At 57.2% G+C, this 15,450-nt stretch carries 13 protein-coding genes; 9 read left to right on the top strand and 4 right to left on the bottom strand.

All coding sequences use genetic code 11. The features are described 5' to 3' along the window. Nucleotides 1–25 precede the first annotated feature (25 nt). Both D1224_RS00870 and D1224_RS00865 read right to left on the bottom strand, forming a co-directional pair. A complete protein-coding gene (locus D1224_RS00870) occupies nt 26–538 on the bottom strand; it encodes an ATP-dependent zinc protease family protein (protein WP_119378054.1) in 513 nt (170 codons plus the stop codon). 87 nt (nt 539–625) lie between these two features. After that, nucleotides 626–2,212 (bottom strand): AMP-binding protein, encoded by a 1,587-nt coding sequence (locus D1224_RS00865; protein ID WP_233350339.1) that lies wholly within the window; start codon nt 2,210–2,212, stop codon nt 626–628. A 131-nt stretch (nt 2,213–2,343) separates the two neighbouring features. Here D1224_RS00865 and lipA point away from each other — a divergent pair, with 131 nt between their 5' ends. Next, nucleotides 2,344–3,291: a lipoyl synthase gene (gene lipA / locus D1224_RS00860; protein ID WP_119378053.1), complete on the top strand. Its 948-nt coding sequence runs from the start codon at nt 2,344–2,346 to the stop codon at nt 3,289–3,291. 9 nt (nt 3,292–3,300) lie between these two features. Then, nucleotides 3,301–3,759 carry a type II toxin-antitoxin system RatA family toxin gene (locus D1224_RS00855; protein WP_119378052.1) on the top strand — a complete coding sequence of 153 codons (459 nt, stop codon included), beginning with the start codon at nt 3,301–3,303 and terminating at the stop codon, nt 3,757–3,759. Between the two features lie 4 nt (nt 3,760–3,763). Here D1224_RS00855 and D1224_RS00850 read toward each other — a convergent pair whose 3' ends face one another. Together D1224_RS00850 and D1224_RS00845 are read right to left on the bottom strand one after the other, a co-directional pair. Further along, the gene (locus D1224_RS00850; protein ID WP_119378051.1) at nt 3,764–4,255 is read right to left on the bottom strand and encodes a CinA family protein; all 492 of its coding nucleotides are present in this window, start codon (nt 4,253–4,255) and stop codon (nt 3,764–3,766) included. Nucleotides 4,256–4,264: 9 nt separating this feature from the next. Then, entirely contained in the window at nt 4,265–5,410 is a 1,146-nt protein-coding gene (locus D1224_RS00845; RefSeq protein WP_119378050.1) for a bifunctional 2-C-methyl-D-erythritol 4-phosphate cytidylyltransferase/2-C-methyl-D-erythritol 2,4-cyclodiphosphate synthase, read from the bottom strand. Nucleotides 5,411–5,570: 160 nt separating this feature from the next. On the opposite strand from D1224_RS00845, the gene D1224_RS00840 reads away from it, so the two are divergent. From D1224_RS00840 to D1224_RS00810, 7 genes are all read left to right on the top strand, one after another. Next, the gene (locus D1224_RS00840) at nt 5,571–6,521 is read left to right on the top strand and encodes a tRNA dihydrouridine synthase (RefSeq protein WP_233350338.1); all 951 of its coding nucleotides are present in this window, start codon (nt 5,571–5,573) and stop codon (nt 6,519–6,521) included. Beyond that, nucleotides 6,518–7,570 carry a two-component system sensor histidine kinase NtrB gene (locus tag D1224_RS00835; RefSeq protein ID WP_119378048.1) on the top strand — a complete coding sequence of 351 codons (1,053 nt, stop codon included), beginning with the start codon at nt 6,518–6,520 and terminating at the stop codon, nt 7,568–7,570. The genes D1224_RS00840 and D1224_RS00835 overlap by 4 nt, the downstream gene beginning before the upstream one ends. Next, nucleotides 7,567–8,934, top strand: a complete 1,368-nt coding sequence (locus D1224_RS00830) for a sigma 54-interacting transcriptional regulator (protein WP_119378047.1) — start codon at nt 7,567–7,569, stop codon at nt 8,932–8,934. The genes D1224_RS00835 and D1224_RS00830 overlap by 4 nt, the downstream gene beginning before the upstream one ends. A gap of 74 nt (nt 8,935–9,008) precedes the next feature. Further along, nucleotides 9,009–11,204, top strand: a complete 2,196-nt coding sequence (locus tag D1224_RS00825; RefSeq protein ID WP_147372296.1) for a sensor histidine kinase NtrY-like — start codon at nt 9,009–9,011, stop codon at nt 11,202–11,204. After that, nucleotides 11,201–12,589 (top strand): nitrogen assimilation response regulator NtrX, encoded by a 1,389-nt coding sequence (gene ntrX / locus D1224_RS00820; protein ID WP_119378045.1) that lies wholly within the window; start codon nt 11,201–11,203, stop codon nt 12,587–12,589. The genes D1224_RS00825 and ntrX overlap by 4 nt, the downstream gene beginning before the upstream one ends. Nucleotides 12,590–12,591: 2 nt before the next feature. Further along, nucleotides 12,592–13,965: a Trk system potassium transporter TrkA gene (gene trkA / locus D1224_RS00815; RefSeq protein WP_119378044.1), complete on the top strand. Its 1,374-nt coding sequence runs from the start codon at nt 12,592–12,594 to the stop codon at nt 13,963–13,965. Between the two features lie 39 nt (nt 13,966–14,004). Further along, entirely contained in the window at nt 14,005–15,411 is a 1,407-nt protein-coding gene (locus tag D1224_RS00810; RefSeq protein WP_119378043.1) for a potassium transporter TrkG, read from the top strand. The last annotated feature ends 39 nt before the right edge of the window (nt 15,412–15,450 follow it).

Raw genomic sequence — 15,450 nt, 5'->3', positions numbered from 1 at the left:
TCGCCCTTAAACCCCAACGGCCCGACTACTTAGAACAACGTGCCCGCTTCGTATAGATTTCACTTGCGTCGACGACGATGTCTGCTTTTTCAAGCATATTACGGCCGATCAGCGTCTCGTAGTTGAAGTTGCCTCTATCGGCGAGCGTGACCTCATCTTCGATGAGAAGGCCACCGAGACAGAACTCAAGCTCGACAACCGGCCGATGGATCAGGCCGCCCCGCTTGGTCTTGATGGCAGCCCAGCGGACAATCTCTGTCTCGATCGTGCGCTCTTCGTCGTCCTCATTGATGACTTTAAAAACAATGTCGCGCGACTTGTCTTCGTCGTCCCAGTCCTTGCGGGAGGGCGCATTGAGGATGACGGCGTGAATGGACGAGGTCTTGGCGCCTGAATCAAGCTTGGCATCAAGCTGAATATCAAGATCAGCAATCCGCACGTGCTCAAGCCAGCCGAGGACGTTTTTGTCGGTATCTGCAGCGGCGCTGAACGTCGTTCCAGCTATAATGGAAGTAGCGATGAGAAGTTTGCGCAACATGGATTCTTGCCTGCCTTTGTTTGTCTGGCGCTTTGAACAGCAAGAATGTGATTTTCGCGTGGCGAAACTCGTATCTAACTTTGACGCTCAGGCATCGCTGAGTTTGCGAACCAGCTGGTTCACGGCGCCATAGTCAATCTTGCCGGTCCCAAGCACCGGTATGTCATCGACATGATAGACCTTTCGGGGGACGGAAAGTTCCGAAACGCCGTGCGATTGCGACCAGGCCAGTATCTCGCTTCGGTTCGCTTCTCCTGATGTCGTAAGAAGCACGACCTGTTCGCCCTTGCGCGGGTCAGGAATAGCGCCCGCCGCGTGCATGTCATCCGGCCAGATAGCGCTGGCACAGTTCTCAACAACAGCAAGCGAGACCATTTCGCCGCCAATCTTTGCAAAACGTTTTACGCGGCCCTGGATACGAATGCAGCGATCCTTGTCGATTGCCACGATGTCACCGGTGTCGTGCCACCCTTCGTCCAGCGGCTCCAGCACCCCCGGCTTGTCAGCCCGCATATAGCCCTGCATGATGTTCGGGCCGCGAATGCGTAGCTTGCCGCCATCCTCGATGCCCTCGACCGGCAAAAGTTCATATTCCATGTCGGCCATAAGGCGGCCAACAGTGCCAGGCTTGTTCATTTCAACGCTGTTTGCTGCGACGACAGGCGAAGCTTCTGTTGCGCCATAACCCTCGAGGATCTCGATCTGGAATTTGCGGCGAACGAGCTGGCGAGTTTCATCGCGCACGCGTTCAGCGCCGCATACAGCGAGACGGACGCTGCTCATGTCGCCTTCCTCGCCTGCACGAGCGTATTGGGAAATGAACGTGTCGGTCGCAAGCAAGATGGTTGAACCGGTCTGTCGGATACGTTTGGCAATTTCGCGCGGCTGAAGCGGGGTAGGGTGAAATACGGCTTTCACGCCCGCGATGAGTGGCAGCAACGCACCGACTGTCAGACCGAAGCAATGGAAAGTCGGCAGCGGATTGAACACCGAATCCTTCTCTGGCGAGAGACCGATATGGGCGCGCACCTGTTCCACATTCGCGACGATGTTCTGGTGGCTCAGGACGACACCCTTTGGCTCTCCCTCAGTTCCGGAAGTAAACAGGATGACGCCGGTCTTCTTATGATCTGGCCCTTGGTAGACGAGCGATGGAAACAGGGGACCAATGGCACCCCTTGCCTTGTCGGTGAGAGACAGGTTCTCGCGCACGTCTTCAAGGTAAATGAACTCTGCGTCTTCGCTCAGACTTTCGACAAGCGGCTCGAGGCTACCAAGTTCGATGAACTTGTTGGCCGTGATGATCTTCGACACCTCCGCCGCGCGCATGGCGGAGCGGATGTTTGCCGAGCCCGCCGTGAAGTTCAGCATCGCCGGAATACGACCGGCAGCAAGAACAGCAAGGAACGCGATCACGGCACCTGCGCCGGTCGGCAGCATGATGCCGAGTACTTCGTTTTTAGCCGTCTTGCCGCGAATCGCCGAACCAAGTGCGAAGGCGGCCCGGGCAATCTCTGTGTAGGTCAGTTCCCGCTCATCGCCATCGACAATGGCCACGGTTGAGCCGCCAAACTCTTTCCGGGCCCGCATAAAGGCAGAGAAGATGTCGGTCCGCGTTCGCTTCAGGTTGAATTGGATCGGTTCTGGAACTGATGTCATAGCAAGCTTCGGCATTGTGATTTCTAAACTCAGTGTCACAAAATGTCACAGAGAGTGATAAAGGCAACTCGCTCAGGGCAGTAGGTCATTGCGGCCTTGCGATATTGCAGCTTGATGACGGGGGCTCATCGGTCCATCTATGCCGCATGGTTACACTGATCGAGAGCAAGCAGAAATTCCGGCATCCGGAGAAGCGCAACAGGCCGGATACGCCTGTGCTGCGCAAGCCCGACTGGATACGTGTGAAGGCGCCGACGAGCCAAGGCTTCCGCGATACGCAGGAGATCGTGAAATCCAAAGGTCTCGTGACGGTGTGCCAGGAAGCTGGATGCCCGAACATTGGTGAGTGCTGGGACAAAAAGCACGCAACAATGATGATTCTGGGTGAAGTCTGTACCCGCGCCTGTTCATTCTGCAACGTATCGACTGGAAAGCCATCACCGGTTGACGAGGATGAGCCGCGCCGCGTTGCTGAAGCGGTCCAGGAAATGGGGCTTCAGCACGTCGTTATTACGTCGGTCGACCGCGATGACCTTGAAGATGGCGGTGCGCTGCATTTTGTGAACGTAATCAGCGCCATCCGTGAAGCTTCACCTGGCACGACGATCGAGATCCTGACACCCGACTTTCTTCGCAAGGATGGCTGGGAAAACGCGGTCATTGATGCGCAAGCCGACGTCTTCAACCACAATCTCGAAACAGTTCCCCGCCTTTATTTTTCAATCCGGCCGGGCGCGCGCTACTATCATTCGCTGCGTCTGCTTGAACGTGTGAAGATGCGCGATCCGAACCAGTTCACGAAGTCTGGTCTGATGGTTGGGCTCGGTGAGACCAAGGAAGAAGTCATGCAGGTGATGGACGATATGCGTTCCGCCGGCATCGATTTCCTGACTATTGGTCAATACCTGCAGCCGACACGCAAGCATGCCGCCGTTGATCGCTTTGTTCACCCAGATGAATTTAGCTCTTACGAGGAAATTGCCCGCTCCAAGGGCTTCCTCATGGTTTCCGCATCTCCACTGACCCGGTCGAGCTATCACGCCGATGAGGACTTCGCGAAGATGAAAGCGGCGAGACAGGCCGCCAATCAGTAGGAGCAGCCTTTGCCGCGCCTCTCAAAACAGCTGGTGATCGAACATCGCGCCGACGAGGTGTACGATCTGGTCGCTGACATCCAGCGCTATCCCGAATTCATCAAGTGGATTCGGACAATGAACGTAAGCGGGCAACGCGAAGAGGACGGCGTTCGCAAATATCGCGGTGAAGTCGATGTCGGCTTCAAGGGGTTTTCCGAACGTTTCGCGACTGATGTGGCAGCTAACGACGCCAACAGGACCGTTGAGGTTTCGCTAGCACGTGGCCCATTTAAGAAGCTTCAGAACAGATGGAAGATGTCACCTGACGGCGAGCTTGGGACGGTGGTCGACTTTTTTATTGATTATGAGTTTCGCAATCCGATTCTCGCGCTCCTCGCCAAGGCAAATACCTCTCTTGCGGTGAATAAGATCATGACGTCATTCATTGACGAGGCTGACCGCAGGTATGGCGCAAGACGCACATAGGCGCTCAGGGAATTTGCTGGCGTATCATGTTAAGCGCGGCTTCAATCGTCGCCATACGGACTTCATGGCGACCGATGTCTCCGAAATAGCAGGCTTCGTGAAGTACGGCCTTGTTCTCGCGTGCGCAGGCAATGTGAACCGTGCCAACTGGCTTCATAGGCGTGCCGCCACCGGGGCCGGCTACGCCTGTTACGGCAATTGCCAGGTTCGCGCGGCTGGCTTCCAGCGCACCTTCTGCCATTAGTCGGGCAACTGCTTCCGAGACTGCGCCATAATCGGCGATCAGATCGCCCGGCACGTTGAGCACTTCTTCCTTGGACCGGTTGGAATAGGTGACGAAGCCCCGCTCGAACACGTCCGAGGAGCCTGAAAACTCTGTGAACAACGCCGCGATGAGGCCACCTGTACACGACTCAGCGGAAGCGATCTTTACGCGGCGCTCTCGCGCTTCGTCCATTGTCAGGAGGCAAAGGTTGCGGAGGCGGTCTGGAAACATTGGATTCTCCTAACAGATCTTGCGAAGCGTCGCGGCAGCCTGCGCGGCAATGCCCTCCCGGCGCCCCGTGAAGCCGAGACCTTCAGTCGTGGTTGCCTTGATGCTCACGGCATTGAGCGCAAGCCCAACAACTTCCGCGGTCCGCCGCCTCATCTCTGCGCGGTGCGGTTTTATCTTCGGTGATTCACAGATGAGCGTGACATCGCAATGGGAGACTTCCCAGCCCTTTTCGCGAGCGAGCTCGATGGCATGGCGAAGAAACACGCCGGAATCGGCATCTTTCCATCGATGATCAGTCGGCGGAAAGTGATCGCCGATATCGCCGAGCGCGACAGCGCCCAGAATGGCATCTGTCAGAGCGTGCCAGCCGGCGTCGGCATCGGAATGGCCTTTCAGGCGCGCGTCGTGCTCGATAAACGTGCCGCAGAGCATGACACCGGGGCCGGGCTCAAACGCGTGAACGTCAAAGCCGGTGCCGAACCTGAATTCTGTCTTCTGGCGGTCCATCATTTCTCCCATCTTGTCGAAGTCGCTCGCAAACGTAATTTTGCTTAGTCGTTCGCTTCCTTCAATCAGGGCAGCAGATGCACCCTGTGCTTCTACCGCTTCGAGGTCATCAACGAAATTCCTGCCATTGTGCGACAGCGCTGAAGCGAGCACGCCCGCCCTGAAGGCCTGTGGCGTCTGAACCCGGTAAAGATCTGATCGATTCACAGTCTCGAGCGTGCTGCCAGATCGACGCTTCAACGCATCGATCATGGGTAGGGCAGGGGCCGCCGCACTATGTATTTCCATAGCTTTTAGCAGCGCAGTGATCGTATCGGTTTCGAGCCCGGGGCGCGCAGCGTCATGAACAAGAAGGATGTCGTCATCGGCTGGAGTCAGCGCCTGCACGGCACTCCGTACAGACTCCGACCTCTCCCCGCCGCCAGCAACCAGTGAAAGGCGGTGACCCCCCGGTGTTTCGGCCCGAATTTCATTCAGGTGACCGGCTGGCAGAACGAGGCAGACCGTATCAATCCGCTCATCAGCAAGGAATGTATCCAGCGACCAGCGATAGACGGGCTTGCCAGCAAGGCTCTCAAATTGCTTGGGCAGTTTTCGACCAGTCCGGCTCCCCGAACCGGCGGCAACGATGATCGCATGAATTCTCATAAGAGCAGGGACTTACTCCTGCTGATGCAGATTGGCCACATGATTTATTGCAGCGTCAGCGGCACTAATGCGCAACTATTGTGCAGAGCAAAAAAGTGTTCAAACTAATTCTATGGAAGAGATGCCCCAATCTTTGGCAGAGCGCGTCTGGTTGGCCCCTATGTCAGGGTCGACTGATGCAGCTTTTCGCAGACAGGCCGTACGCTTCGGTGCGGAGGCCGTAGTTTCAGAGATGGTTGCAGGCGAGACGCTGGCAGTCGCGCGCCCAGATGTTGTGCGGCGCACATGCAGGCATGAGGGCCGGGGGCGCTGGATCGTACAACTGGCCGCCCGCCGTCCCGATGATATGCGGCGCGGCGCAGAGTTACTCGCAGAGTCCGGTGTCGATCAGATCGACATCAATATGGGCTGTCCCTCGAGGCAGGTTACCGGCGGTCAGTCGGGGTCTGCGCTCATGAAAGAGCCGGACCTTGCAAAGGCCATTATCGATGCCGCCCTGGAAGGGGCACACGGCCTGCCTGTCTCCCTGAAGATGCGTCTTGGCTGGGATGATGAGATGCTCAATGCGCCCGAGCTGGGACAGTACGCGCAAGCGGCCGGACTATGCATGGTTGCGGTTCACGGGAGAACGCGCTGTCAGTTCTACAAGGGCACGGCTAATTGGAGGCGTGTGCATGATACGGTCGACGCCATCGATCTTCCGGTAATCGTCAATGGCGACATCGACGACTGTGAGACGGCCGATGCCGCACTAGAACAATCAGGTGCTCATGGTGTGATGATCGGACGCGCAGCGATGGGGCGTCCTTGGCTTCTTGGACAAGTCTCTGCTCACTTGGCAGAGAGAGATGACTGGCAAGAGCCGAATGAAGCGGAAAAGCTTGATAGTCTGGTCGAGCAGATCGAAGACAGCATGGCCCTTTACGGCAAAACGCTTGGTCTACGCATTGTGCGCAAGCATATCTCGGCGGCAGTGGACCACCTGAATGGCAACTGGAGCCTCGATGTGCGGCGGGAGTTGCGTGCGCGCGCGTGCGGCTTTGACGAACCCATGCCGCTCTACGCGTTCCTCAACGAGCTCTTTGCAGACAGTGCGCAGGTCGCAGCATGAACGAGAAGACCAACCTCTCGGATCTTATTCCCGTCGCTATTCTTCAGATCGACAACCGCCGGAACATCATATCGGCGAACACCGAAGCACAGATCATCCTTGGCCACTCGCTAGCAAGCTTGCAGGGACACAATCTCAGTGAGTTCGTGTATCATGACTCGCCTTTGTTTGAATTGCTCGACAGGGTGACGAGCGAAGAGGGCGATATCTCTTCACACGGCCTGACGATCGCCGGCCCATCGGCCGTTCGGAGTAAGCTATACGATATCCGTCTCAGACCCGGGCCAGAAGACACGATCATTCTCGCCATTGCCGAAGCCCTGGTGCGCGATCCGTCTGACAGCGCCGTGGGGATTTCAGGGTTCGGGCGTATCTTGGGGCACGAAGTCAAAAACCCGCTCGCAGGCATTTCGGGGGCTGCCCAACTCCTGCTGCGCAATGCCAAGGATGACGAAGTTCCGCTGCTTGAGATCATCAAGAGTGAGGCAAGCCGGATAGAGCGCCTGGTCAGTCGGCTTTCCGCGTTTGAGCTTTTCTCCGCGCCGCGGCGGGACCGCTTCAATATCCACCAATTGCTGGACAAGATCCTGATCGCAGAAGAGGCCGCGCATGGTGGAAAGATCATGCTGAAGCGTGCCTATGATCCATCGCTACCAGAGATACTTGGCGACGAGGATCACCTGCACGAAGCCTTCCAGAACATTGTGCGCAATGCAGCTGAAGCGGCAAGCGAAACGGCAGGCCAGGGGCAGGTAACTCTTCAGACAGCGTTTGAGACAGGCTTCGCCTTCTCCAGCAAACGCAATGCTAGACGCCTTCAGCGCGCAATTCGCATCACTATTGAAGACAATGGCAAGGGCATCAGCTCTGAAACGCGTGACCAGATGTTTGACATGTTCAGTTCCACCAAGGCGGGCGGACGAGGTCTTGGCCTGAGCGTCGTATCCGAGGTGGTCGCCGCTCACGAAGGTCGCATAAAAGTCGAGAGCAAACCCGGGCAGACCAAGTTCTCGGTCTTCCTGCCAATGAAACGGGATACCGTCCAATGACACAGAAAACCGTCCTGCTCGCTGAAGATGATGCGAGTATCAGGCTCGTCGTCAATCAGACGCTCGTGAGCGCCGGCTACCAGGTGCGCGCCACAAGTTCCGTGGACGCGCTGGAGCGCTGGGTGCGCAATGGTGAAGGCGACGTGGTCGTCACGGATGTCTATCTCGGCGATACCGCCATATTCGAAGTTCTGCCATCCATACGACTGGCGCGCCCAGACCTCCCCGTGATCGTGATGAGCGGTCAGAACACCATTCTCACGGCCGCTTCGGCTGCGCGTCACGGCGTATACGATTATCTTCCGAAGCCGTTTGATATCGACCAGCTGACGGGTCTTGTGGGCCGCGCCCTGAAAGCACCGCTCCGCAAGGATGCGGCCGCGACTGAGGCATTGAAAACAAACGGCGAGCAGAGCCTTCCGCTTATCGGACGTTCTGAACCGATGCAGGATGTCTACCGGATCATCTCGCGAGTGATGAACACCGACCTTACGGTGCTCATCGAGGGCGAGTCGGGAACCGGTAAGGAGCTGGCCGCTCAGGCCATTCATGAGCTTCAGAGCGACAAGAAAGGGCCGTTCAGGGCTTTGGACCTCGCGGCTATGCCGACCGACCGCATCAGCGAAGACCTGTTCGGGGCGCCGGATAATCCTGGCATTGCTTTCGATCCCGGCGCGACGCTTTATCTTGATGAAATTGGCGACCTTCCGGCCGAGGCCCAGACCCAGCTCGTGAAGCTTATGCGTGAGGCGGGGGGCGCCCGGATCATTGCTTCGACGCGCAAACCGTTAAGTGCTCTGGTGGAAGAGGGCCGCTTCCGGGAAGACCTGTTCTATCGCATAAATGTCGTTCGCGTGTTCATGCCGCCACTCAGACAGCGCAAGGAAGACGTTCCGGAACTCGTTAGAGCTTTTTTGATCCGTGCACAGCGTAAGGGCTTGCCCAACAAGCAGGTCGAACCAGCGGCGATGGACCTGATCATGGCGTATGACTGGCCGGGAAATGTACGTGAGCTTGAGAATCTCATCATGCGCCTTGCTGCACTCAGCCCAGACCCTGTCATTTCCCAGCGCGATGTCGAACGGGAGCTCCGGTCAGAGGCGTTGAAAGACATTTCGTCTTCCGGTAACTTCGAGAAGGAAGTCGAGACACTGCTGCACAAATACGTCATGGCCGACCTTCTGCAGGCAGACCCGGACGACAGCGACATTCATCGAAAGATCATGGAGCAGGTCGAGCGACCGTTGATAAAGCTCGCCCTGTCAGTGACTTCGGGTAACAAGCTCAGAACAGCGGCGCTGCTTGGAGTGAACCGGAACACGCTTCGGTCGCGGATCAACCAACTAGGTCTCGCAGACGATTAATTGACCATGGCACGAGTGTTGCTTTATGGCCTCAGTGTTGCGGTTTGAGCACAGCCGCACGAGCGAGGTACAGTTTGGTCGACACCACCGCACCCGGAAAGCCGCGATCAGGCTGGGCATTGTTTCAGTGGCTTTTCCTTGTGGCAGCATTCCTGGCCGCGGCCGTGACGTTCGTTGCCGTATCGGGCATGGATCCGATCGAACCCGTCAGCCGAGACGTTCAGGCGATGATCATCGCCAACACGCTCATCATCATCACGCTCGGCATTATCGTGGTGCAACGTTATCGTGCTTCGCGTACTCTTGAGAAAGGCGCAGAGGGTAACCGGCTGGCGCGCCGTTTTCTGCTGCTTTTCAGCCTCTCCGCCGTTATCCCGGCGCTCGTGGTGTCTGTTTTCCTCTGGGCCGCAATCTCCAGAGGGTTCGATACCTGGTTCGGCGAACGTGTCTTCACGCTGGTTGAACAAACCGCCACGGTCGCGCGCGAGAATGTCGACGAGTACAGCGATGCGCTAGAAGAGGATACGCGCTTGGCAGCGTCTGACATCAACAATGCGCTGGAGGGCCTGACACAAGAGCCGGAGGCTTTTTCCTCCTATCTCGGCATGCAGGCCCTCATCCGGAACATGCGGGTGGGGTATGTCATCGACCGTGAGGGTCGGCCGCTCGCGATTGGTGAGAATGCATCAAATGACAGCCTCTACAGGCGCCCGACGCCCGACATGTTTGATGAAGCTGACGCTGGAGAGGTTTACCTCTCACTGTTCGAGGCGGAAGGCTTCACCACTTCGCTTATAAAGCTGGGTGGGATGGAGAACGCTTATCTCTATCTCGCAAAACCACTGGACCGGGACGCCTTCGCGCGCCTTCGCCGAGCAGAGCAGGCGCTTGAGGAGTACCGTATTGCAGGGGATATGAGCTCACGATCCCAGGCGCTCTTTTTCGTTGCCTACGGGCAGATCGTAGCGCTCGTTCTGCTAATGGCCATTCGTCTGGCACTGGAGGCAGCCAGCCGCATCACAGGACCGATCGGCCGGCTCGCAAATGCAGCTCAGTCGGTGCGCGACGGCGACCTTGATATCCGCGTGCCGCTTCCACAGGGCGAAGATGAGGTGCGCGCGCTGACGCGTTCGTTCAATGTCATGACCGAACAGCTTGGTGCGCAGCGCTCCGCCCTGATCTATGCACGCGAGGAAGCGGAGGACAGGCGGCTATTCCTGGAAACGCTGCTCGAGGAAGTTAGTGCCGGCGTCATCCGTATTGATGAGAGCTTCGTTGTTACGCTGGCCAATCCATCGGCGCAGAAACTTCTTGAGGCCGAGCCGCCAATTGACGGCTGCCACTTGTCAGAAATTGCTCCGGCTTTCATGCCGCATGTCGAAGAGGCGATGGCAACGCGGCTACCCATTGATGCGTCGCTGGATATGAGAACGGCCGGTGGTGCGCGTCATTTCAGGTTGAAGGCGGCGAGAGATTCGACAGGTGGTCTTGTACTGACATTCGATGACGCCACGCGCCTCGTCACGGCGCAGCGCCAGCTTGCTTGGCGTGATGTCGCCCGACGAATTGCGCACGAAATTCGGAACCCGCTTACGCCGATACAACTCTCTGCCGAACGCATTCGCCGACGTTACAGTCAGTACATACCGGAAGACGATACGGTGTTCGACAAGTGTACGGATACTATCCTGAGGCAAGTGAGTGATATCGGGCGGATGGTCGAGGAGTTCTCGGGCTTTGCCAGAATGCCGAAGCCAACGCTTGAGAGCTTCGATCTCGCTCAGTTGATCGATGAAACCGGTTTCTCGCAACAGGTGGTCAGTCCGGACATTGATGTCGAAATTAAACACGTGCGCAAACCGCTGATCATTTCTGCAGATGAGAGACTTCTCGGTCAGGCAATTGGCAATATCGTAAAGAACGCGGCCGAAGCTATCGAGCGGCGCCCCGAGAATGACGAAGCCAAGGGCGGAATCGAGATCACGACTGAGGATACTGAGGACTTCATCACCATAATCATTGAAGACAACGGGCCAGGATTTCCGGAGGAGGCCCGTGAGCGCCTGCTCGAGCCCTATGTGACTACACGCGAAAAAGGCACTGGCCTTGGACTTGCTATCGTGAACCGGATCATTGTCGATCATGGCGGCGCGATTCAGCTTCAGGAGCGTGATGAGTCACGCAGTGGCGCAAAAGTGAGGATCACTTTGCCAAAACAAGCCAATCTCGATGAATTCGCCGAACCAGAGACCACGGAGGCTCTCTCATGACCACGGACATTCTTGTTGTCGACGACGAACCCGATATCAGAGACCTGATCTCCGGCGTTCTTGAAGATGAAGGTTACGCTGTGCGCAGCGCGGCGACAGCTGCGAAGGCGCTCGAGGAAGTGCGCAAACGTGCACCGGGCCTCATCATTCTCGACGTCTGGCTGCAGGGCAGCGACATGGACGGCCTGTCCGTGCTGAAATTCATCAAATCCATCGATCCGCTGATCCCCGTCATCGTGATCAGTGGCCACGGCAATATAGAGACAGCCGTCGCTGCCATCCGACGCGGTGCCTATGACTTCATCGAAAAACCTTTCAAGTCGGACCGACTGCTTCACCTTGTGGCACGCGCAATCGAGTCGACCTCATTGAAGCGCGAAAACGCTTCGCTTCGTAACATGGTTGTCAGTAGCGAAGACTGGATCGGGTCGAGCCAGGCCGCAGCAACGCTTCGCGCCTCTATCGACAAGGTCGGCCCGACTAATTCACGAGTCTTGGTCACCGGTCCTGCCGGCGCAGGCAAAGAGCTCGCTGCCCGCCTGATCCATGCACAATCCAACAGACAGAACGGCCCCTTCGTCGTAGTGAATGCAGCAAATATCGCGCCCGACCTGATGGAGCAGGAGCTATTTGGCGAGGAGGATCATGACGGACGCCCACGTCGGATCGGCTTCTTTGAGAAAGCGCACACGGGCACACTGCTGCTGGATGAAGTCGCGGACATGCCGCTGGGCACGCAGAACAAAATTCTGCGCGTACTGACAGAGCAACGTTTCCAACGGGTTGGTGGGAAATCCGACGTCCACGTCGACGTGCGGGTCATGTCGGCGTCGACCAAGGACCTGAAAGAAGAAATCGATGCGCAGCGCTTTCGCGAGGATCTTTTCTACAGACTGAGCGTGGTCCCCATCAGAGTACCATCGCTCGCTGAAAGGCGTGACGATATTCCTGCTTTGATCGGTCACTTTACAGGCCGGATTGCAGACAGCTCCGGTCTCAACGCACGGACCTTTTCAGCTGAGGCCATAGCCGTGCTCCAGTCTATGGACTGGCCTGGGAATGTGAGGCAGCTCAAAAACCTCGTAGAGCGCATCCTCATTCTGTCCCCACACGACGCCAAACGACCTGTGTCGGTTGATGAATTGCCACAGGAAAGAAGTGGCCTAGCAAAGGGCGCTAGCCCGACAGCATCGGCCGATCTGGTCGGTTTGTCGTTGCGCGATGCAAGAGAGCAGTTTGAACGGGAGTACCTCTCACTGCAGATTACCCGTTTTGATGGCAATATCTCACGTACGGCCGAGTTCATCGGCATGGAGCGGTCAGCCCTGCACAGAAAGCTTAAAGCGCTTGGTGTGAATGCGTCAGCTTCACGGACGGACATCTAGCTATGCGTGTCATCATCTGCGGCGCCGGGCGGGTCGGCCAAGGCATTGCGCGGCGTCTCGCTATTGAGAACCACGACATTGTGATGATCGATCAGGACACCAAGCTCATCGATGTCGTGCAGACTGAGCTCGATGTTCGCGGCGTGGTTGGCCACGCAGGACATCCGGAAGTCCTGGAAGCGGCGGGTGGCAACGATTGTGATATGATCATCGCAGTCACGTATTCGGACGAGATCAATATGGTCATCTGTCAGGTGGCCGACACGCTGTTTAATATTCCGAACAAAATCGCACGGATACGAGCCCAGCAGTATCTTCAATTCGGCTATCGCCAGCTCTTCTCTCGCGAAGGGCTTGGCATCGACCTCGTGATCTCTCCGGAAATCGAGGTCGGAGACGCAATCCTGCAGCGGTTCAGCACGCCGGGCGCAATCATGAGCGTAAATTTTGGGCGCGGCGACGTTCAACTCGTTGCCATTGAAGTTCTGGATGACAGTCCGGTGCTCGATACTGCGCTTGACCAGATTCAAGGACTCTTCCCGAGCTTGAGTGCCCGTATCGTTGGCATCAATAGGGCGGGCCATGTTTTCGCGCCGCGCGGGAACGACCAGTTAAAGACGGGTGACACCGCCTATGTCGCTGTTCTGAAGTCACACAGTCACAGGCTGAACAGCATCTTCAACAGGCCTGAGCCGGAAATGCGCCGGGTCGTCATCGTCGGTGGGGGCAATGTTGGTCTTTACGTTGCCAAGGGACTGGAAAAACAGACTGGCGTCCGGGTCCGCGTCATCGAGTCTGAAATCGAGCGCGCTGAACGCGCAGCAGCGGAGCTGTCACGAACGATCGTTATCCATGGCGATGGCCTGACCCGGTACATCCTTGAGGAATCAGACGCCCCGACAGCTGATCTCGTCATCGCAACAACACATGACGACAAGACCAACATCCTCATCTCCAAGCTCGCAAAGCAAATGGGAGCGAAGCGGGCTCTCGCACTAGTAAATGCACCAGAGCTGGCGGGACTTGCGCGCGAGATGAAGCTTGATGCCGTGCTCGACCCGCGGGCGCTGACAGTCTCGCGCGTTCTTATGAAGATGCGCCGTGGACGAATTCTGGCTCTCCAATCACTGGAAGACGGCGCCGCAGAGATCGCGGAAGGCGTAACGCTTGATACGTCGCCTCTGATCGGCAAGTCACTTGGCTATGACGACCTTCCCAAAGGCATTACAGCCGCCGCCGTCTTGCGCGATGGCGAGGTCATATTTGCTTCGAGCGAGGTCACCGTCAGGGCGAACGACCATGCGTTGCTCTTCTATGAAGGCTCCATGACTAGCAAGGTGGAACAATTCTTCCGCGTCAGCGCCGACTTCTTCTAGCATCGGCCCTATAGTCTACAGGGAGGACAAACGGCCCGCATGAATTATCCCGCCATCATCCGCATGCTCGCATTCAGCGGCTTCGGTCTCGTGATGGCCATGGTGCTATCTGCGGTATTTGCCGTCCTCGCAGGGGAGTGGGCCCAGTTCCGTGTCTTCCTGACAACCGGAACGCTTGTGGTGACCGTGTGCGCGGCTATTATCGTAATGATTGATCGACCACAACGGCGGGCTCAGCCATCTGATGGTCTCGCCTTCATGGTGTTCTTTTGGGTTTTTGCTGGGATTGCCTGCGCACCACCCTTCCTGATGGGGCTGCCGAATGAGAGTGCGGTCGCAGCGCTTCACGAGGCTGTATCCAGCCTTACGACGACCGGTCACTCGGTATTTGATCCACAGACGACGGTGCTGCCCGACTCGATTCTCTTCTGGCGCGCGCTTCTACATCTGGCGGGCGCTCTTGCAACCATTACCTTTGCAGCCACCGTGCTTGCTGCTCTCAGTCTTGATGGCCCTGGCATCCACAGGACGCTGCTTTTCAGCCATTCAGATGAGAGTTTCTTCGACTCGATGCCGCGCGTCATGCGGATCACAAGTGTTTACTTCGGAGTCTGCCTACTCATCGTTTTCGTGCTGGAGGTCGTCGGGGGGCTTCCTGTCGGCACCGCATTCCTGGACGCCGTCAGTGCGCTGACAACTGGCTTGGCGGATCCCCGCAGTGCGTCAACAGACATTGTAAACGGGGCACGGTCCTTTGCGCTATCGCTGGGTCTCATTCTAGGCACGCTTGGTCTCTTCTTCATGATACAAATCGCAAACCGCGATTGGCGCGCTGCCGCGTTTGATGCTGAAACGCTAGCTTTTGGTCTCGCCATCATCGTCTTCACGGCTATCGGCCTTGCGTGCGGTCTTGCGGGACTGAACGCGATTGGCTGGTCCCTCTCGAGCCTGTCCACCAGCGGCATTGCGCTCGTCGCGCGCGAAACCACACGGGACCTGCCGCTCCTCGTGCAAGTCGCGCCATGTATGGTCGGGGGGGCTGCGCTCTCAGCAGCTGGTGGGATGAAGCTCGCCCGCCTCTACGTTCTCTTCAGGAGGGTGGGACAGGAATTTCTGCGCATGGGATACCGTGAATCATTGGTGCACTTTCAATTCAGGGGGCGCATTCAGTCCGATAGAACACTGATGGGTATCTGGGTCTATCTCGTAGCCTACATCATAGCTGTGGTAATCGGTTTACTGCTGTTTTCCCTCGCGGGACTTGGATTCGAAGACGCGCTATCGACGACATTCGGTAGTCTGACGAATTCGGGGCAGTTAATCCCTCAGGCCCAGCTGGAAGACGCAACGTTCTATCAAGTGCTGGCGATATTTGGTATGATATTGGGCAGGCTGGAAGTTCTCGCGTTGATTCCACTCCTGACCATCTCATTTTGGCGTCGGTAGGCAGCCGGGACTTGCAATACTCGGGCAATCCGGATAGCG

Origin of the sequence: Henriciella barbarensis (assembly GCF_003576345.1) — a bacterium.
In the GTDB taxonomy this organism is placed as follows: Bacteria; Pseudomonadota; Alphaproteobacteria; order Caulobacterales; family Hyphomonadaceae; genus Henriciella; species Henriciella barbarensis.
The sequence above is the reverse complement of the archived record's forward strand: the minus strand, read 5'-3'. Positions and strand labels throughout refer to the sequence as shown.